19 protein-coding genes, 1 tRNA gene and 1 pseudogene are annotated in these 18,583 nt (G+C 68.2%); 14 read left to right on the top strand and 7 right to left on the bottom strand.

From position 1 onward, the window contains the following. From ACPYN4_RS12520 to ACPYN4_RS12530, 3 genes and pseudogenes are all read left to right on the top strand, one after another. A pseudogene (locus tag ACPYN4_RS12520) lies at window positions 1-219 on the top strand (heavy metal translocating P-type ATPase); the annotation flags it as partial. A gap of 106 nt (window positions 220-325) precedes the next feature. After that, window positions 326-598 carry a hypothetical protein gene (locus ACPYN4_RS12525; RefSeq protein WP_239282153.1) on the top strand — a complete coding sequence of 91 codons (273 nt, stop codon included), beginning with the start codon at window positions 326-328 and terminating at the stop codon, window positions 596-598. Between the two features lie 104 nt (window positions 599-702). Continuing rightward, the gene (locus ACPYN4_RS12530) at window positions 703-942 is read left to right on the top strand and encodes a PLD nuclease N-terminal domain-containing protein (protein WP_239282154.1); all 240 of its coding nucleotides are present in this window, start codon (window positions 703-705) and stop codon (window positions 940-942) included. 74 nt (window positions 943-1,016) lie between these two features. Here the strand turns inward: ACPYN4_RS12530 and ACPYN4_RS12535 are convergent, their stop codons facing one another. Continuing rightward, on the bottom strand, window positions 1,017-1,631 hold the full coding sequence (locus ACPYN4_RS12535; protein WP_424446552.1) for a hypothetical protein: 615 nt from the start codon (window positions 1,629-1,631) through the stop codon (window positions 1,017-1,019). Between the two features lie 192 nt (window positions 1,632-1,823). On the opposite strand from ACPYN4_RS12535, the gene ACPYN4_RS12540 reads away from it, so the two are divergent. The 4 genes from ACPYN4_RS12540 to ACPYN4_RS12555 all read left to right on the top strand — a co-directional run bounded on the left by ACPYN4_RS12540 (window position 1,824) and on the right by ACPYN4_RS12555 (window position 5,281). Next, on the top strand, window positions 1,824-2,669 hold the full coding sequence (locus ACPYN4_RS12540) for a hypothetical protein (RefSeq protein WP_239282156.1): 846 nt from the start codon (window positions 1,824-1,826) through the stop codon (window positions 2,667-2,669). 131 nt (window positions 2,670-2,800) lie between these two features. Continuing rightward, a complete protein-coding gene (locus ACPYN4_RS12545) occupies window positions 2,801-3,640 on the top strand; it encodes a hypothetical protein (RefSeq protein WP_239282157.1) in 840 nt (279 codons plus the stop codon). 39 nt (window positions 3,641-3,679) lie between these two features. Next, window positions 3,680-4,366, top strand: a complete 687-nt coding sequence (locus ACPYN4_RS12550) for a hypothetical protein (RefSeq protein WP_239282158.1) — start codon at window positions 3,680-3,682, stop codon at window positions 4,364-4,366. Next, window positions 4,363-5,281 (top strand): IS5 family transposase gene (locus ACPYN4_RS12555; protein WP_239282159.1). Its coding sequence is split into 2 segments (ribosomal slippage): window positions 4,363-4,737 and window positions 4,739-5,281, totalling 918 coding nucleotides; the frame shifts between segments, so codons are not numbered across the junction. The genes ACPYN4_RS12550 and ACPYN4_RS12555 overlap by 4 nt, the downstream gene beginning before the upstream one ends. 47 nt (window positions 5,282-5,328) lie before the next feature. On the opposite strand, the gene ACPYN4_RS12560 is transcribed toward ACPYN4_RS12555, so the two are convergent. Continuing rightward, window positions 5,329-5,844, bottom strand: coding sequence for a GNAT family N-acetyltransferase (locus tag ACPYN4_RS12560; protein ID WP_239282160.1), 516 nt, complete (start codon window positions 5,842-5,844; stop codon window positions 5,329-5,331). Window positions 5,845-5,963: 119 nt separating this feature from the next. Between ACPYN4_RS12560 and ACPYN4_RS12565 the strand changes: the two genes are divergently transcribed. Next, on the top strand, window positions 5,964-6,680 hold the full coding sequence (locus ACPYN4_RS12565; RefSeq protein WP_424446553.1) for a hypothetical protein: 717 nt from the start codon (window positions 5,964-5,966) through the stop codon (window positions 6,678-6,680). A gap of 69 nt (window positions 6,681-6,749) precedes the next feature. On the opposite strand, the gene ACPYN4_RS12570 is transcribed toward ACPYN4_RS12565, so the two are convergent. Then, window positions 6,750-7,214 carry a hypothetical protein gene (locus ACPYN4_RS12570; protein ID WP_239282162.1) on the bottom strand — a complete coding sequence of 155 codons (465 nt, stop codon included), beginning with the start codon at window positions 7,212-7,214 and terminating at the stop codon, window positions 6,750-6,752. Window positions 7,215-7,696: 482 nt separating this feature from the next. Beyond that, window positions 7,697-7,787, bottom strand: a tRNA-Ser gene (locus ACPYN4_RS12575). Window positions 7,788-7,969: 182 nt separating this feature from the next. On the opposite strand from ACPYN4_RS12575, the gene ACPYN4_RS12580 reads away from it, so the two are divergent. From ACPYN4_RS12580 to radA, 3 genes are all read left to right on the top strand, one after another. Continuing rightward, the gene (locus tag ACPYN4_RS12580; RefSeq protein WP_424446555.1) at window positions 7,970-9,349 is read left to right on the top strand and encodes an MFS transporter; all 1,380 of its coding nucleotides are present in this window, start codon (window positions 7,970-7,972) and stop codon (window positions 9,347-9,349) included. A gap of 32 nt (window positions 9,350-9,381) precedes the next feature. After that, window positions 9,382-10,335 (top strand): L-lactate dehydrogenase, encoded by a 954-nt coding sequence (locus ACPYN4_RS12585; protein ID WP_239282163.1) that lies wholly within the window; start codon window positions 9,382-9,384, stop codon window positions 10,333-10,335. A gap of 64 nt (window positions 10,336-10,399) precedes the next feature. After that, on the top strand, window positions 10,400-11,755 hold the full coding sequence (gene radA / locus ACPYN4_RS12590) for a DNA repair protein RadA (protein ID WP_239281145.1): 1,356 nt from the start codon (window positions 10,400-10,402) through the stop codon (window positions 11,753-11,755). 164 nt (window positions 11,756-11,919) lie between these two features. On the opposite strand, the gene ACPYN4_RS12595 is transcribed toward radA, so the two are convergent. The 3 genes from ACPYN4_RS12595 to ACPYN4_RS12605 all read right to left on the bottom strand — a co-directional run bounded on the left by ACPYN4_RS12595 (window position 11,920) and on the right by ACPYN4_RS12605 (window position 13,915). Further along, window positions 11,920-12,333, bottom strand: coding sequence for a dehydrogenase (locus tag ACPYN4_RS12595; protein ID WP_076691788.1), 414 nt, complete (start codon window positions 12,331-12,333; stop codon window positions 11,920-11,922). 353 nt (window positions 12,334-12,686) lie between these two features. Beyond that, complete coding sequence (locus ACPYN4_RS12600; RefSeq protein WP_239281143.1) at window positions 12,687-13,361, bottom strand: hypothetical protein; 675 nt, start codon at window positions 13,359-13,361, stop codon at window positions 12,687-12,689. Window positions 13,362-13,417: 56 nt separating this feature from the next. After that, window positions 13,418-13,915, bottom strand: coding sequence for an amino-acid N-acetyltransferase (locus ACPYN4_RS12605; protein WP_239281141.1), 498 nt, complete (start codon window positions 13,913-13,915; stop codon window positions 13,418-13,420). A gap of 48 nt (window positions 13,916-13,963) precedes the next feature. Between ACPYN4_RS12605 and ACPYN4_RS12610 the strand changes: the two genes are divergently transcribed. The 3 genes from ACPYN4_RS12610 to ACPYN4_RS12620 all read left to right on the top strand — a co-directional run bounded on the left by ACPYN4_RS12610 (window position 13,964) and on the right by ACPYN4_RS12620 (window position 18,401). Next, a complete protein-coding gene (locus tag ACPYN4_RS12610; protein WP_424446556.1) occupies window positions 13,964-16,504 on the top strand; it encodes a circularly permuted type 2 ATP-grasp protein in 2,541 nt (846 codons plus the stop codon). After that, window positions 16,501-17,379: a transglutaminase family protein gene (locus tag ACPYN4_RS12615; protein WP_424446557.1), complete on the top strand. Its 879-nt coding sequence runs from the start codon at window positions 16,501-16,503 to the stop codon at window positions 17,377-17,379. Before ACPYN4_RS12610 ends, ACPYN4_RS12615 begins: the two co-directional genes overlap by 4 nt. Before the next feature lie 68 nt (window positions 17,380-17,447). Next, a complete protein-coding gene (locus ACPYN4_RS12620; RefSeq protein ID WP_424446558.1) occupies window positions 17,448-18,401 on the top strand; it encodes an amidase domain-containing protein in 954 nt (317 codons plus the stop codon). Window positions 18,402-18,583: the final 182 nt, after the last annotated feature.

Consider the following 18,583-nt stretch of genomic DNA (forward strand, 5'->3'; position numbering starts at 1 on the left):
CGCAAGATGAAGCAGAACCTCTGGTGGGCCGCAGGCTACAACCTGATCTCTGTACCGCTCGCCGCCGGCATCCTCGCCCCCATCGGATTCGTGCTGCCGATGGCAGTCGGCGCGATCCTTATGTCCCTGTCCACCCTCGTCGTCGCCCTCAACGCCCAACTCCTGCGCCGGCTGGACCTCGACCCCGAGGTAAGCACGCGCGCGATCCTAACGAGATAGCTCAGAACCGCACCCGGTACGCGGGATCCTCAAGCGGGCACTGCACGGGTGAGGTGGGGCCGCGGGCACCCTGACCAGGAGGAGGTGCCGGTGGGAGAATCTCCGGGTGGATGCTAGCTCGGTGATTGCGGTCGCCGTCATCGTGGTTGCGACGGCGAGTCTCCTCGCGCTCGCACCGCTCATCCATCGCGATACGCGTAGAAGGTGGGAGAAGGGCATCGGCGGCGGCGGTCTCGGTTCCGCGCTCGATGCCGTATGGCGGCCGTCAGCGGAAGACGCCCACGCGCAATGGGAAGCTCAAGTCGAGGTGCCAGCTCACGCGCCGAGCCCCGGCGACAAAGGGCTCGACAACGGACGCATCGTCATCGACCTGCACTGAGCGATCGCGATCCCTAAACGGGCACTGCGCGTTGGTGGAGCGTCACAGTGCGTCCTCGGGCCGAGTTCAACCGGCTCGCGAGCGATCCCCCGTAGGGTGGCGGGGTGAGCGACGAACACAATCCGTTGATCCCCGCTGGCTATGACATCGTCTGGTCGGTCGTTGCCGCGCTTGTCATCGCGCTCGCAGTTGTCGCCCTCGTGACGCTCGCCCGTTCGGCCCGACGTCTCACTGCGACCCAAGTTTTGATCTGGACGGTCATCGTCCTCCTCGTACCACTCGTCGGTTCGGTCGCATGGCTGGCAATCGGTCGCCGCTCGGTTCCTACGGGGGAAACCACCTGACCCTGGCTGGGAACATCACCTCAACCCCGCCACGCGCAACGATCGCCCACGGAGCCTCGGTGCGCCGCAATCCTTCAATCCTGGAGAAACTCGGGTCGTACCTCTGCGACTCCCTCAAGCTCTGATCGGAGCCGAGCGACGAGCACTCGTCCGCGGTCCTCCCAACCCTCAGGCAAAGGGTCGTCCACGTCCCGAGACTGCCAGGCCTCATTCCACGCGCAGAGAGCCGCACTTAGCTCCGGCGAGAGGCCTAGATCAGAACCCGTCAGGTGGTACTCGTCGGAGAAGCTCTCCCACAGTGGCCAGCCAGTGACCCACTCGGGGAACATTCGAATGAGTCGCAAGCCGTTCGGGAGCACATTCGTCTCGCCGCGACGACTGCGAGCCAACAGATACCGATCCTGCATCTGTCGACGGCGCTGCCACTCCCGCGCCGAACCCGGCGGGTCGTTGTAGTCCATACCCGACAGCCAGATCAGCCCCCGAAGACCACGCGCGTCATCCTCGACCAGCGCCAACGACCACAGCCGCTCGTCATCACCCGACATCGCCGCCGCCGTCTCCAACGCCTCTTCGACGGTCGCGCCCTCAAGATCAAATGTCGTTACCGCGTTGCCGGCGCCCTCGAAAACGTAGACCCGGTAACGAGCGTCATCTCTCTCCCAAGCCGAGTCACGTTCATCGACCACATAACCCCGCATCCCATCACGGTACTGCCGTCCTCCCCGTCAGTCGTTGCGGATCGCTCATGGGGCATAACCCTAGCGACGATGATCTCTCGGGGTGAATGAGTCCGGGCTGGCACGAGGAGCAGCCCGCCGCGAGGAGTATCGGCTACGTGCGCATCCCGGGCGGGTGCTCCAGACGGATAGTCTCGCCGCGTGACCACGGAACAGACGCGATTCTTCACCGATGCGCAGGTTGACCGATGGAAAGAGATCGCCTACGGCGCGCGCGTGTTCGAGTACGCGGTCGCCCGTCTGGATCCGCCGGACCCTGCCTCGCAGATCGCGCAGGCGTCGCGCTTCGTGCCGGGTTACCCGGTCGACGACTGGTGTCGCTCGTTCCTTGCCGCCGCATACGACAATCTCTTGCTCTGGGCCGACTACGCCACGCCCCTCCGGCCCACGCCGGACGTGCAGATCGTGATCCGACTTCGGCCCGCGCTTACGATCGCACGCGCCGCGATGGAGAGCGCCGCTCAAGCGGTTTGGGTGCTTTCTGCCACTACCGCGCGGGAGATGGCCGAGAGGCATGTCCGGCTGTTTCTATGGGACTTGGATGAGCAGCAGAAGGCCGCAACCACCGCGGAGTGGAAGCAGGCGATCCGCGATGGGCGCTCTGCGTCCCTGGCGTTCCTCGGCATTGACGAGCAGATGTTCAAGGCCCCCTCATACCTCGAAGTAATCCGGGGCGCCGCGAAGTGGGCAGCATTGGTCGCAGACGACGAACGTCTGGATGATCGCCCGCATATCGAGAGAGTGTGGCGAACGTGCGCCGGGGCTGCACACGGCAAGCGCTGGCCGGCTAATGAACTGATGAAGCCGTACTCGCGACCCGATGGAACGACGATTGTCGCCCCCGATCCCGCCGTCATCACGGACGCTCTCGACGTAGCGGACGCCTTTGCCTCCGTCGGAGCGTTGACTCTCGCACAGAAGTCTGGAGGTGCCGACCGCTTTCGGTCGCTGCTCGCTCTTGCTCCCATTGCTTACGGCGATCTCTGAGCGGAGAGTAGCGAGGCCGCGCAGTAGCGATCCATTGGTCGAGCCGCGCCCCTTTTGCGTGCGATCCACCGCTGTGGCTCTCTCTTCTCTCGACTTCGTTCTCTGTCCCTACGGTCCATAAGATCGTCCGCATGGCTAACCACGAAGAGCGGCACCTGAAAGCTCTCAAGTCGTTCGTTCTTCGTGCGCGGCGCATCAGAGCGCACTCCCTTGCTCAAGACGCCAAGTTGCTCATGGAGCTTCAGAACCCGAAGATGACCATCCACTACACCCCTGAGACAGGGGACATGCGAGTGACGATGAAGGTTCCTCCTGAAGAGCAGGTCGAGAGCGCTGCTGCTCGGGTTCGTCCACTGATCCTCAACACGGAGGACACCTATCACGCGAAGGTGATGAACGCTCTCCTCTACTTCGCTCAGAAGGCAGGTCTCTCTGCGACCGGGCTTGAGTCAATAAGGGAGATGAAGCGACAGTGGGCGAAGACCAATCCGAAGGGGAAGAGCCTCGGCTTCTACGAAGTACGGGTGCAGATGAACGGTGAGCCTGAGACGCGCATCAGCGACAACGCGTTGGCGTTCTCGTGGATCTACGGCGATGTCGTTCACGCAGACACGGAGCGCCGAGAAGAAGGGCAGGTGTTCGGGGTCGAGGAACGCTACCGAGCTGCTGTGCCCGTTGTTGTCCGGCTGATGATGCTAGCGATGGTGACACTGACCATCACCGAACGCTTGAATGCTGACGGCATGCTCCCTGACCTTGGCGATGTCTTCGAGGAGGATGTCGTGGTCACCGAGACTGAGATTGCCGTGAAGACGCAGGTGTTCGTCGCGGAGTACGGCGAGGACGGCAAGATACCTGAACCGCCTGAGATGGATCAGGAGCTTGGTGAGGGGTGGGTGCCGTTCGCGGAAGCGTTCAAGGATCAGTTCCCCACGGCGGTCAAGTCTGCGGACACGGACGGGAAACGGTAGACCTAAAGCCCCGCCTGAGTGCGCTCGTACACTGCGGGTATGTCTATCGCGCTCAGTTTCGGTCAATCAGTCGCGGGGTTGTTGGTCGACGGAGTCGACGGCACCCCCTATACAGGCGCGACGTTGCAGATGGAGCACGGCAGGGGTGTCGTGGTTGAGGTGCCCTACATTCATTACGACCAAACCGGGCAGTTTAACCACATTGATGAGTGGTTTCAGAAGCAGACGCCGCCGGAGAACCTCATCCTCGAAACACCAAGTGGCGTGGTGGGTCTCTACGGCATCCGTTGGCAGGGAACTTCGGTCAGGTCGGGGGTCTCGTTGGGGCAGTTGCGCCCGTCCGAGACGCTCTTAGGTCAGTGCGAAGCCCCACTTGACGAGAAGTTCAAGGTTCGTGAAGCCCGGAGCGAGATTGATGGCCTGCGTGAGTGGACTCGGTTCTACGGCATCGACACCGAATCCGAGAGGGATGAGGAAGGACTGACGCAAGGTCTCGTTGTCCGGGTGCGGTCAGGTGGTGAGGCGACTTGGCGGCAGGGCGAAGCCACGATGAAGCTCGTCACGCAGTGGAAGACCGACCACCCGGAGGAAGATCCGCATGGTGGTCTGAACATCGCTGAAAGCGTTGTGCTGACTTCCTCGTTTCCAACCCCGCGACCGTTCACTGATCACCTAGGGCGTGTCTCCCATATGTTCGGTGGGGATTGCGGGACGCTGGCTGGATGAGGTCGACGGGCTCGCGGTATCGGGTGTTCACGGATGAGCAGTGGGAGCGGATCGAGCCGCTGCTGCCGTCGAACGCGGGACTCCGCGGTCACCCGTTCGGCGACAACCGGCGGGTTGTCGAGGGCATCGCGTACCGGTTCCGCACGGGGATCCCGTGGCGGGACCTGCCTCGTGAGCCGTTCGGTCCGTGGCAGACGGTGTGGAAGCGGCACCGCCGGTATGCCGGCGACGGCACGTGGGACCGGGTGCTGACGCAGATTCTCGCCGAAGCCGATGCCGCCGGAAAGATCGACTGGGCCGTGTCGATCGATGCCACGATCGCGCGTGCGCATCAGCACGCGACGAACACCACCCGCCCCGAGCAGGACACAGGGGGCGGGATCGAATCACAAGAATCTGCCCTGGCACGAGGTTGAGCCCCCTGGTCATGGCATCGGCCGCTCTCGCGGCGGGCTGACCACGAAGATCCACCAAGCCGTCGACGGGCACGGCCGGCCGCTCGCGACGATCGTCACCGGCGGGCAGCGCAACGACGGCGCGATGCTCGCTGCCGTGCTCAGCGAGATCCACGTCCCTCGACTCGGACCGGGTCGCCCGCGGACCCGACCTGACGCCGTGATTGCCGACCGCGCGTACGCGACCGGTGTCCTCCGCAGCGAGCTTCGCCGCCGCAAGGTCAAGGCCGTGATCCCGGACAAGCGAGACCAGATCGCCGCACGAAAGCGACGCGGTAGCCGAGGCGGACGCCCACCTGGGCTCGACGCTGATGCTTACCGCGGCCGCAATGTGATCGAGCGGTTCTTCGCCCTTGCCAAGCAGTGGCGTGGCATCGCCACCCGGTTCGACAAGCTCGCCATCACCTACCGCGCCGGTCTCGCCCTCTGCGCCATCCTCACATGGACAAGATTGCTATGAGCCGCGAGCTGACGGACCAGTTGCGCAGCGCGGTTGTCGGGCAGTGATCAGGGAGCCCGCGCGCGCCACACGACATCGAGCGCCGAGCTTGTATCGCTTCGCGCAATCCGTTCGACGATGAAGTGCTCGCGCTCGTAGAAGGCCGCGGCGCGCACGTTACCCGCGAAGTGCTCGACGCACAGCCTCGCCGTGTCCGAGGGGAGCCGTCGGATGACAGCGTCGATAAGCGCGGGCCCGAGCCCACGCCCTTGATGGTCAGGATCAAGGTAGAGCTTGTAGAGCACGTGATCAGACCCGTTCCACCCGCGTTGCGCTACGCCGACGAGGTCACCCGCGGCTTCTGCAACGACTACCAGACCACGGGCTACAGCCGACTGGATCTGCACCTCGTTCCACCAGTCCACGACCTGCCGATCCGCGGCGTCGTCTCCAATCAGAGGCGCATAGTGCCGCCGTATGTGGGCATCTCCGAACTCACATATCCGCATCACGTCCGCCGCAACAGCATCCCGTATTGCCCATACGTGGTCGATGCTGCTGCCTCCGTTGCCTGACCGGTTCACATCACAAGTCTCCACAACTTGACGCCGTCATTGGGAGACACGTCCTAGCCGAGCAACGCAAGATCGTGAGCCTCGTCACTCTTCTCTCGGGTCGTCCTGTTCACTTCCGGCGTCATCAGGTGGCTGACGAGATGATCGTGATGCGCTCGTTGGGGAACACCATCCTGTCGCGGCCGCGGGAGGACCTCATCAGTAGGCACACAGTGCGCGAGTATGAGCAGCCCCGACCCAAACGAAATGACTTTGACGAGCTGCTCGCCCGTCTGCCTGAGATCGGGGAGGCAGGGCTGACCACTTGGGCTGAGCAATACGAGCCGTGGAGACGCTTCATCCTCCCAGCGGTGGGGGTGCTTGGTAGGCGAGATGCGTTCACGGAGGACGTGATTATCTCCACCTCGATGAGCATTGAAGCCGCAGGGCAGCTCATCGGCAGGCGGGACGGTGAAGAGGCGACATGCAACCAATACGGCGCGACAACGACCGCCACGAACGTGTACCGCTGCCTCCACCTCCTTGAGGTGAAGTGGGGAACGATTGCCGCTGACTACGCGTCTCTCGCGAAGGCGGTCGTCAACACCTACAACGACATCAAGCACTTCGACCGTGGCGAGTTCCCCGACGCACCGGTGTCGCATCTCATCAGCATCATCACGCGGATGATTGTTCGGTTGCTCGCACTCCACATCATTGACGGGAGCGGGACGCTGCTCAAGGACCACCGTGAAGACGGCGCTATGTGGAAGATCCAACAATGGAGCGACCTCTATCACCTGACGTTCAACGAGCGTGGAAAGGCTGTGTTCTCGACGGCTGAGGAGGCCGAAACAGGCTCGTAGATGTGGAGAGGATCGCTCTGGTGCTTGGGCGGGCGAGAACTGCGTCAACGCGGCTGGAGGACAGGTCCCTCACGGTTCAAGATCGCTTGCGCGGTAGGTTGCCCAGGTTCCGAGCATCGTGACCCGATTCTCAGCGACGAAGGCCTCGATTCGTCGGCCCAACTTTGCCATCCCGGCTGGCATTGGGTCCAGCAGCGTTGCCGTCTCAAGATTCACCCGCACGTCTAGCCCGGGTTCGCCCTTTACAACTATGTGCGCGTGCGGAGGATCGTGATCATGACTTCGCACGTCAATCCGGATGCGGTCGGACATACGAAAACCTGCGGCGGTTAGCGAGATCATGAAACCGTCGGCGTCGTAGCCGGCGGCTCCCGCTATGTCCATCGCGTGCGAGAGCATTCCACGGACGCGGGCCGCGAGATGCTCGGGAGTGACGAATCCCGCCGCCACTGCGTCATCCCACTCATGTCGGGCGATGGACTTTGGGTTGTCGTGAACCGCGCACCAGTAGGGATTGTCGGGGTGTCGGCTCATAGAGGAAGCGTACGCACCTCGCCCGACGCGGCGTCCGCGGTATCCCGTGATTCGCAGGCGCGACGGGCTACTCACCCGGCACGCAAGCCGGTGGTGAACCGTACATCCGCGAGAGCGACTGTCACATCTTCAAGGGCGAAAGGAGCGGCCGCTCGATTGAGCCGCCCGGAATGATGCCCGATCGAGGTACGTCAATCGCGTGGCCAATTCTGACTACGCCTGCGACCGCCGGTGGCCTGTCGAGAGGCCAACAAACACACCGGCGCACGCCGATCGAATGCACGTCACCTACCGTGGGCGAGATTCCCACCGTAAGTGAGGGTTGCCAGCCGTAGGAAAGTCCTGGTGACAGGCGGGAATACGCGAAGCCTCGGCGGCGATCTCGGGCCTCTGCGAGCGGGAATGGGTAAAGAATTCATACCCATTCTTTACCCAAACGCCAATCAGCGCCCCTCGAAAGGAGCGCTGATATGGTGTTTTTCTGGCGGTGACGGTGGGATTTGAACCCACGGTAGGGGGTTACCCTACACAACTTTTCGAGAGTTGCACCTTCGGCCGCTCGGACACGTCACCGTCGTCCAGTTTACGACACGCCGACCGATGCCGCGAACCATCGCCGTCGGCCGCGACACGCGCACGATCCCGAGGAGATGGCGGATGCCGAGGAGCGAGCTCCGGCATCCCGTCGTCGTCATCGTGCTTTCTCCTCGGAATCCGACGGCCCGCGGGTCCGACCCTGCGCGTAGCGTGGGTGGATGACCGACCGGATGACGCCGCCGCAGCGCCTCGTGCTGACGGTCGCGATCTTGGGCTCGTTCGTCGCGTTCCTCGACTCCACGATCGTCAACGTCGCCCTGCCGGCCATCGCCCGCGATCTCGGCGGGGGCCTCTCCACCCAGCAGTGGACCGTCGACGCCTACCTCGTCACTCTCGGCGCGCTCATCCTCGTCGCGGGCGCCGTCAGCGACGCCTTCGGCCGCATCCTCGTGCTGCGCATCGGCCTCATCGGGTTCGGCATCGCCTCGGTCGCCGTCGCGCTCGCGCCCGATCCGCTGCTGCTCGTCATCGCGCGTGCCGTCCAAGGCGCGGCCGGCGCCTTCCTGGTGCCGAGCTCCCTCGCCCTCATCACCGCGACGATGCGCGACCCGGTGCGCTCGCGCGCGATCGGCATCTGGACCGCCGCCACGACCGGCGCCATGATCGTCGGGCCGCTCGTCGGCGGGCTCATCGTCGATTACCTGTCGTGGCGCTGGGCGTTCGTCATCAACGTCGTTCCCATCGCGCTCGCGCTGTGGCTGCTGCCCCGCCTCGCGCATCGTGACGAGCGTGCGCCCGGCGCCCGCATCGACATCCTCGGCGCCCTCATGTGCACGCTCGGCCTGGGCGCCGCCGTCTTCGCGCTCATCGAGCAGCCGAGCGCCGGCTGGACAGCGCCGTGGATCTGGATGCCGGGACTCGCCGGCATCCTGCTCCTCGCAGGCTTCGTGTGGCGACAGCGCCGCGTCGCGCACCCGATCCTGCCACTCGACCTCTTCCGCAGCCGCAACTTCTCGGCCGGCAACCTCGCGACCCTCTTCGTCTACGCGGCCCTGTCGCTGAACGGCTTCGTCCTCGCGGTCTATCTGCAGCAGGGCGCCGGGCTCAGCGCGACCCTCGCGGGCCTCGCGAGCCTGCCGACGACGCTCCTCATGATCGCACTCAGCTCGCGCAGCGGCGCCCTCGCCGGCCGGTTCGGGCCGCGCCTGTTCATGGCGGTCGGTCCCATCGTCATGGCCGTCGGCGCCCTCCTGCTCCTGCTCGTCGGGGACGACTTCGACTACTGGTGGCAGGTGCTGCCCGCGATGATCGTCTTCGGCCTGGGCCTCGCGGTCACCGTGTCGCCGCTCACAGCCGCGATCCTCGGTGCCGCCGACCCGGCGCGCTCAGGCATCGCCTCGGCCGTCAACAACGCCGTCGCCCGCGTCGCCGGGCTGCTGCCGATCGCGGCGCTCGCGGCGATCACCGGCGGTGCGCTCGACCTCGCCGGTTTCCATCGCGCGGCGATCGTGACCGCCGTGCTCCTCGCGATCGGCGGCGTGGTGTCGCTCGTCGGCATCCGCAATCCGCGCGAGCACCAGATCTCCCCGCCACGGTAGCCCCGGCATCCGGTCACTGCCAGACTGAACCCATGAGCGTTATCGAGAACTCGAAACTCACTGTCGTCGGTGCCGGAGCGGTCGGGTCGTCCGTCGCGTACGCCGCCCTCATCCGGGAATCCGCCCGCCACGTCGCCCTCTACGACATCGCCGCCGAAAAGACCGAGGCCGAGGTGCTCGACCTCGCCCACGGCGCCCAGTTCACCGGATCGAGCGACATCGTCGGCGGCGCGGACATCTCGGTCACCGCCGGTTCGCACGTCGTCGTCATCACCGCCGGCGCGAAGCAGAAGCCCGGCCAGACCCGCATCGAGCTCGCGGGCGTCAACGCGAACATCCTGAAGTCGATGATGCCCCAGCTGCTCGAGGCCTCCCCCGACGCGGTCTTCGTCATCGTGACCAACCCGTGCGACGTGCTGACGGTGCTCGCGCAGGAGACCACCGACCTGCCCTACCAGCGCATCTTCGCCTCCGGCACGGTGCTCGACACGTCGCGCCTGCGGTGGAAGATCGCACAGCGCGCGGGCGTGTCGATCTCGAGCGTGCACGCCTATATCGTCGGCGAGCACGGTGACACCGAGTTTCCGCTATGGTCGCACGCGACGATCGGCACGGTGCCCATCCTCGACTGGCAGCCGCTGGACGGCCAGCCGAAGTTCACCGTCGAAGAGCTCGACCAGATCGCGGTGGATGTGCGCGATGCCGCGTACAAGGTCATCCAGGGCAAGGGCGCGACCAACTACGCGATCGGCCTGTCGAGCGCGCGCATCGTCGAGGCGATCCTCGACGACGAGCATGCCGTCATGCCGGTCTCGACCGTGCTCGACGACTTTCAGGGCGTGAGCGGCGTCGCGCTGTCGGTGCCGTCGGTGGTGTCGGCCGCCGGTGCGGAGCCGATCCGCCAGACCTCGTTCGACGAGAAGGAGCTGGGCCTGTTCCGCCACTCCGCCGACGCGCTGCGCGAGATCGCCGACTCGCTGCGCTGACACGCCGCGCGGGCGGGTCGGCTTGGCGGCGCGTGGTGTCGGATGCCGCGGCTAGCCTTGCTCCATGGCATCCAAGCGCGCGGCGACCACGAGTGCGTACCGGTGCACCGAGTGCGGCTGGACGAGCGCCAAGTGGGTGGGACGCTGCGGCGAATGCCAGCAGTGGGGCACCGTCGTCGAGGCGACCGCCACCACCCCGGTGCACGCCGTCGCGCCGCTGGCCCCTACCCGCTCGGCCCGCCCGATCACGACGATCGACACCCGCGAGACGCCGCGTCGCACTACCGGCGTCGGCGAGTTCGACCGGGTGCTGGGCGGCGGCATCGTGCCGGGGGCCGCGATCCTGCTGTCGGGTGAGCCGGGCGTCGGCAAGTCGACCCTGCTGCTCGAGGTCGCGGCGCAGAGCGCCCGCGCCGGCCGACGCGTGCTGTACGTCAGCGCCGAGGAGTCGCTCGGCCAGGTGCGGCTGCGCGCCGAGCGCACCGGCGCCCTGCACGACGAGCTGTACCTCGCGAGCGAGACCGACCTCGCGACCATCCTGGGTCACGTCGACGAGACGCAGCCCGAGCTGCTCGTCGTCGACTCGGTGCAAACGGTCGCCTCGAGCCTCGTCGACGGGGCGCCCGGGCACCCCAGCCAGGTGCGCGAGGTCGCTTCGACCCTCATCCGCGTCGCGAAGGAGCGGAACCTCCCCGTCATCATCGTCGGCCACGTCACGAAAGACGGCCAGGTGGCCGGCCCCCGCGTGCTGGAGCACCTCGTCGACGTTGTGTGCCATTTCGAGGGCGACCGGCAGACGGCGCTGCGGTTCGTCCGGGCACTGAAGAACCGGTTCGGTGCGACCGATGAAGTGGGATGCTTCGAGCAGACCAGCCGCGGCATCGTCGAGGTGCCCGACCCCAGCGCACTGTTCCTCGGTCACGGCTCCCGCGAGCCGGGCACGTGCGTGACGATCGCCTTGGAAGGGCGACGTGCGCTGCCGGTGGAGGTGCAGGCGCTGACCCTCGCGCCCTCGGGCCCCAACCCGCGGCGCATCGTCAGCGGCGTCGACGCCGCCCGCGTCGCGATGGTGCTCGCGGTGCTCGAGAAGCGCGCGAAGATCACGGTGTCGAACCAGGACGTCTACGTCTCCACCGTCGGCGGGGTGCGCCTGGTGGAGCCCGCGGCCGACCTCGCCATCGCTCTCGCGGTCGCGAGCGCCGTGACGAACCGGGCCACTCCGGCGAAGCTCGTGGCGATCGGCGAGCTGAGTCTGGCCGGTGAGGTGCGAGCGGTGACGCAGCACGACCAGCGCAAGGCCGAGGCCGCGCGACTGGGATACCGGAACGTCATCGACACGGCATCCCGCACTCTGAGCGGTGCGCTACGCGACCTGGCGCACCGGCATCCCGCCGACCCGGGCGACGACCCCACCTTCTGACGCCGCACCGCGGCGGAGGAGCAGCCGAGACCGCGGGCGCCGCGGGCGAGCGCGTTCATCCGACGCGAATGGCGATTACCCAGCCCGGTATCGACACGATGCGTCGGACGAGCCGGGATCAACCGGCGGCGTCGACAGGAACCGCGTGCTCAACGCGGCGCGGGTCAGGCGTCGAGGTCGAGCGCGGCGATGAGGTCCGCGGGCGTCGCCTGCATGGGGTGGGGCCCTGCGATGTCGAAGAAGACCGTGGTGATCTCCGCCTCGTGCGCGCTGAGGAATGCGCGCAGCCACGCGGGCGACTGCAGCGCCACGGCGGGCGGGAGCGCCGCCGGCTTGTGCACCGCGTCGCTGAACAGCAGCAGCGCCACATCGCCGGTCTTCGGGTCGCGATAGGTCCACACCTCGCCGCTGTCGCGGGGATCGTCGCGCTGACCGGGACGCAGGAGCGGGACCACCGTGGGTCCGTGCCGCAGTGCGAACGCCAGCGCCGCCATGTCCTGAGTCTGCAGCGCATCGGCCAGCTGGGTGTTGCGGAACTCCAGGGGCTCCGACGACCTCGAACGCTTCTTACCGGCCATCGCTCCAGCTTAGAACCCGGCCCGAAGCACCGCCCGCCGCGAGAGCCGCGCCTCACGAAAGCCCCGTCCCAAAAGGGGGGCCCTCTCGATCCCCACATTGGGGACTGGGAGGATCGAGAGGGCCAAAACTCACCGAGCGGAATGTCCGAAAACCGTGCCACTGGGGTTGGCGCCGGCGACCGCCGCTGGGGACGACGGGGACTCTCATTCAGGAGCTGAGTACAAGGTTACGCACGATCTTGTCGATCTGTGCCCCCTCCTCCGTGGAAAAACCGTGAGAATCCTCTCAGAAACGGGTATATTACCGCCCCCGCACCGCGCAGCTCACCGCGGCCGGGCGAATCCCGCGAAGCTCACCGCAGCTGGAACACCTTCGTGTCCGCCGCCTCAATCCCCCCGATCGACACCGACAGGTGGAAGTACCCCGCGGGCGCCTGCGGCCGCGCAGCGCCGCACGTGTCCACGGACGAGCGCGTCCGGTCCCAGGTCAGCGGCGTCACGCTGGACACGGTCTGTCCCGGGGCGAGCTGCACGACCTGGTCGCTCGACTCGCTCTGGCAGTCGGTGGACCGCCACCACGTGTCGCTCCCGCTCGTGATGACGAACGACTGCGTCGCGGTGCCGACGTTGATCAGGCACGGCACGGCGGCCTCGTTGGACAGCGTGATCGACAGCTGCGGCAGCTCCCCCGACCCGTATGCGTCCTTGTCGGTGACGGCCTGCACGGAGATGTCCGCCGTCGAGCAGGCCGCGATGGCCGGTTCGGTCGCCTCCGACGGATCCGGCGCGGGCGAGGTCTCGACGGGTGCGGTCGGCTCCGGGGTGGCCGCGGCATCCGTCGTCACCGGCGGAGCCGTCGTCGACAGCGTGGTGCCGGGGGTGCGGGATGCCGCGGGCACCGCCGTTCCGTTCCAGGGCTGCCAGACGGCCAGCACGACGGCCGCGACGACCGCGAGCACGATGAGCAGCGCCACCAGCCGCCGGCGCCGGTAAACGGCGGGCGAGGGGCGTCGCGTCGGGGTGCTCACCCCTCCAGGCTAGGCCGCGGTGCCGTCCGCCCCGCCCGAGACGCGCGGACCGGCCGCTACAGGTGCTTGAGCATCCGCGTGTTGCCGAGGGTGTTCGGCTTCACGTGCGCCAGATCGAGGAACTCCGCGACGCCCTCGTCGGGGCTGCGCAGCAGCTGCGAGTACACGTCGGGGTCGACGATCTGCTCACCGATGGGGGAGAACCCGCGCCGGGCGAAGAAGTCGACCTCGAAGGTCAGGCAGAACAGGCGCGCGAGGCCGAGCTCGCGCGCCCGGGCCTCGAGGCTCGCGACGATCGCTCCCCCCACGCCGTGGTGCAGCCAGCCGTCGGCGACGATGAGGGTGCGGATCTCGCCGAGGTCCTCCCACATGACGTGGAGGGCACCGCATCCGATCAGCTCGCCGTCGCTCTCGGCGACCACGAACTCCTGCACCGCTTCGAAGAGCGTCACGACCTCTTTGCCCAGCAGCACGCGCCGCTGCACCCACGGGTCGAGCAGGGCGAGGATGCCGCGCACGTCCGAGGTCCGCGCAGCGCGCACGTTGTAGGTCACCGACCCACTGTATTGCCCCCTACGCTGGACCCGGGAGGGGACGCCAGCGTGAGTGTGTTGCGTGACTACGCCGCGACGATGTCGCAGCCGACGCTGCCGTTCGCCGCCGCCGGCGACGTGTCCCGGTTCGATGAGTTCGTGGATGCCGACGGCGCGCTGCGTCCGGGCTGGAAGGCCCTCGCCGCGCACGCGCTGTCGTTGACGTCCGACGACCTGCACCGCGTGGACGGCGAGATCGCGCGCTTCCTCGCCGACGACGGCGTCTCGTACGTGCGCGGCGAGTCGGGGGCACAGCCCTGGCAGCTCGATCCCGTGCCGTTCGTGCTCGATCCGGCGGCCTGGGCGCCGCTGGAGGTCGGTCTCGCGCAGCGCGCCGAGCTGCTGAACGCCCTCCTCGTCGACCTGTACGGCACGCAGTCGCTGCTGAGCGAAGGCATCGTGCCGGCGGCCGTCGTGTTCGGACATTCCGGTTTCACCCGCCCGCTCGCGCGCGCGAGCGCGGTCGATCCGCACCCGCTGCTGCTGTCGGCGGCCGACCTTGGCCGCGACGCCGCGGGCGACTGGCACGTGCTGGCCGACCGGGTGCAGGCGCCGTCGGGTCTCGGCTTCGCCGCGGAGAACCGGCGGGTGATCTCGCAGGTGCTGCCTGACCTGTTCCAGGAGGGAGACCTCCACCGCATCGACCCGTACTTCTCGGCGCTGCGGGCGGCGCTGCTCTCCTCGGTCGACGAGGCGATCGACGACCCCCGGGTGGTCATCCTCACGCCCGGCACCCTCAGCGAAACCGCCTTCGATCAGGCCTTCCTCGCGAACGCGCTCGGCTTCCCGCTCGTGCAGGGCAGCGACCTCGTGGTCCGCGACGGGCTCGTGTGGATGAAGCCGGCGGGCTGGCCGCGCACCCGGCCCGCGGACCGCATCGACGTCATCATCCGACGAGTGGATGCCGCGTGGTGCGACCCTCTGGAGCTGCGCGGCGATTCGCGGCTCGGCGTCGCGGGCCTCGCGGAGGCCGTGCGGCGGGGCAACGTGCGCCTCGTGAACGGGCTCGGCGCCGGTGTGCTCGAGAACCCGGGGCTCCTCCCCTACCTGCCGGCGGCGTGCGAGCGACTGCTCGGCGAACAGCTGCGAATCCCCTCGGTGCCGACGCTGTGGTGCGGCGACCCCGAGGCGCTCCGCGAGGTGCAGGCACGGCTGCGCGCCGGCGACGACACGCTGCTGGTGCGCACGATCGACGAGCCGCGCAAGGCGTTCGCCGACCTCGACCGGGTCGAGCTCGCGGCCCGCATCGCGGCGGCGCCGCATCGGTTCGTCGGCCAGACGCAGCTGCCGCTGTCGCAGACCCCGGTGTGGAACGCGACGGCGGGCGGGAGCGGACCGGGCGCCCGCGCGGCGGCCATGCCGCTCACCCTGCGCGGCTTCACGCTGCGCTACGGCTCGGCCTACCGGCCGCTCGTCGGGGGTCTGGCGACCGTGCGCGAGAGCACCGACGCCCTGCCGCGCACGAAGGACGTGTGGGTGCTGAAGGCGGCATCCGACGACGCCGATCAGAACCTCAGCGAGATCGCGCCGCTGCCCGCGGCGCGCAGCATCCCCCCGCTCTCCCCGCGCGCCCACGCCGACATGTTCTGGACCGGGCGCTACGCCGAGCGCACCGAAGACCTGCTGCGCCTGCTGCTGACCGCGCAGGCCGAGCTCGACCAGCCCGGCGCCTACGGCCCCGCCGGCGTCGTCGCGGCGAGCCCTCGCGTGCTCCTTGACGTGCTGGGGCGCCTGGCGGGCATGCGCTCACTCGACCCCGAGGCGGAGTTCCGCTCGCTGCTGCTGGACGGCAGCCGCCCCGGATCGGCGGCCCACTCCATCGCGCGCCTGCGCGACGCGATGGAGGGTGTGCGCGACCAGCTGTCCGGAGACACATGGCGGGTGTTCGCCACGATCGACCGCGCCCTGCGGGCGCTGCGCACCTCCGCGCACCCGCACCGCACGTCCGAGTCGGCCGGCCGCATGCTCGCGGCCATGCTGTCGCTGTACGGCGTGACGGCGAACATGATCCGCGATTCCGGCTGGCACATGATCGAGGCGGGGCGCTTCCTCGAGCGCGGGCTGCAGCTGAGCGTGCTGCTGTCGACGGGCCTCGCGCACCGGCAGGATGCCCGGGCCACCCGCAGCGTGCTGGAAGGCCTGCTGGTGGCATCGGAGAGCGTCGTCACGCATCGGCGCCGGTACCGGGGCTCGGTGCGCGCCGCCGACGTGCTCGACCTGCTGCTGGTTGACCCCAGCAACCCGCGTTCGCTGGCGTTCGCGCTAGCGGCGCTGCGCGATCACCTGGCGGCCATGCCCGCTTCCACCGGATCCACGCGCGCCGAGCGGCTGCTCGACCACCTCGAGACCGAGCTGGCGGCGGCCGACATCGGCGCCCTCGGGGCGGTCTCCGACGGCCGACGCGATGCGCTCGTGGAGTTCCTGGGCGGGGTGACCGCGCAACTCGAACAGCTGTCGGTCGCGGTGACGCACCTGCACTTCGAGAGCGGGCCGCCCGCCGTCCCGATGTCGGAGCTGTCGCTCATCGAGCTGATGGAGAGCCGGGCATGAGGTCGTACCGCGTGTGGCACCGCACGGCCTACACCTACAGCAAGCCGGTGCAGGACAGCGTCGGTCAGTTCCACCTGGTCGCCCGGGATCTGCCATGGCAGCGCGTGTCGGCATCCGCCGTCGAGCTCGACCCCGTTCCCGGCGACATCGCACCCGACGTCGACGCGTTCGGCAACGCGGCGACGTTCTTCCACCTGACCGAGCCGCACGACGCGCTGACCATCACCGCGACGAGCGATGTCACGGTCGAGGACCCGGCCTACGACCCCGACGCGCTGGCGCGGCCGTGGGAAGATGCCCGGCCGATCCTCCACCCCGAGACGTCGGGGGCGTGGCGGGCGGTCGAATACGCACTGGAGTCGCCCCGCGTGCGGCACGTGCCGGCGGCGGCCGAGTACGGCGCGGTCTCGCTCACCCCGGGCCGGCCGATCGGTGAGGCGGCGACGGACCTCATGCAGCGGATCTTCCGCGACTTCGACTACGACAAGACCGCGACGACCGTGACGAGCTCGGTCGCCGACGCGATGGCCGCCCGCGCCGGGGTCTGCCAGGACTTCGCCCACGTGGCCCTCGCGTGCCTGCGCTCCCACGGGGTCGCGGCCCGCTACGTCTCGGGCTACCTCGCGACGCAGCCCCCGCCCGGCAAGGAGCGCGTCTTCGGCGCCGATGCCTCCCACGCGTGGCTCGCGGTGTGGCTGCCCGGCACCGACCAGTGGCTCGCGATCGACCCGACGAACGACCAGTGGGCGGACGACCGCTACGTCACCGTCGCGTGGGGACGCGACTACGGCGACGTGTCGCCGGTCAAGGGCATCATCTTCACGAAGGCGAAGCGCTCGACCCTGCGAGTCTCGGTCGACGTCGCGCCGGTCTGACGCGCCGCGGCACCGCCTGGCGGCCGGGCGTCAGGCTGCTTCCCAGCGATCTTGCTAGTGTCGGGGCCGTGCCCACCGCGCCGATCACCCGAGCAGCGCGCCGCCGCAGGATGATGCGACGGCGCCGCAGCGCGGCTGTGCTGATCTCGGTGGTCATCATCGCGGCGCTGACGGTGGGCGTGTTCGGGTTCGTCCGGTCGCTGGGCGAGCGGCCGCATCCGACGACGTCCGCGTCACCCGAGGCGGATGCCGCCCTGTCGGCGCCGCAGGTCACCCCGGCCGTCGATGCGCCGACGTTCGACACGGCCGCCGCGGCCGATCAGGCGCTCGCGGTGCTCGGCGACTACAGCGACGCGGGACGCCCCGCCGAGGACGCGCTGTACCAGGCGACCGTCACGCTGCGGGAAGCGACCACCGCCACCGAGGCCGACGCGGCGATGGTCGCGACCCAGCAGGCCGTGGAGGCGGTGAAGGCGGATGCCGAGGCGTACCGGGCCGGGCTGATCGCGGCATCCGCGGGCACCAACACGCAGCCGACCGGCGGCGATGTCGGCGCCCAGATGGCCTACCTGCACCAGTACGTCTTCGACTACAACAGCGCGGAGTGGGGCGACTACAACCCGTACGGCGGCGACTGCACCAACTTCGCGAGCCAGGGGCTGATCGCGCGCGGCTGGCACACCGACCGCACGTGGTACTCCGAGGGCGCGATGTGGACGGCATCCAAGCCGTGGATCGCCACGGCCCCCATGGCCGCCTACTTCGACAAGCTCGGCTTCACCTACGCGACCGAGGCTGACCTCGACCGCGTGCGCGTCGGCGACGTCGGCGTGTTCAGCTGGGGTGAGACGCAGGCCGGCATGGACCACACCATGACCGTGTCGAAGGTCGAATATGTGCCGGGCGGCCCGCCGAAGGTGTACTTCATCAGCCACAACTATGACGGCGAGTACCGGGAGCTGACGAACGCGCTGTACGTCGAGCACCAGAACTCGACCGTGCGGATCTACCAGATCCCCTGACTGCCGCCGGGCGTTCGGCGTTCTGAAAGCAGGCTCAATCCGCCTTCTCGGGCCCGAGCGGGCCCGGACCGCGCGATCCAGCCTGCTTTCACAACAAGAATCGGCCGACACCCGGCGTTGGCATCCGGCCGCACGACGGCCAGCAGGACGCCCAGCCGGGCGCCAGCCGGGCAGACGACCGA

The sequence above is a fragment of the Microbacterium sp. CH-015 genome, from assembly GCF_049707015.1.
Taxonomy (GTDB): domain Bacteria; phylum Actinomycetota; class Actinomycetes; order Actinomycetales; family Microbacteriaceae; genus Microbacterium; species Microbacterium aurum.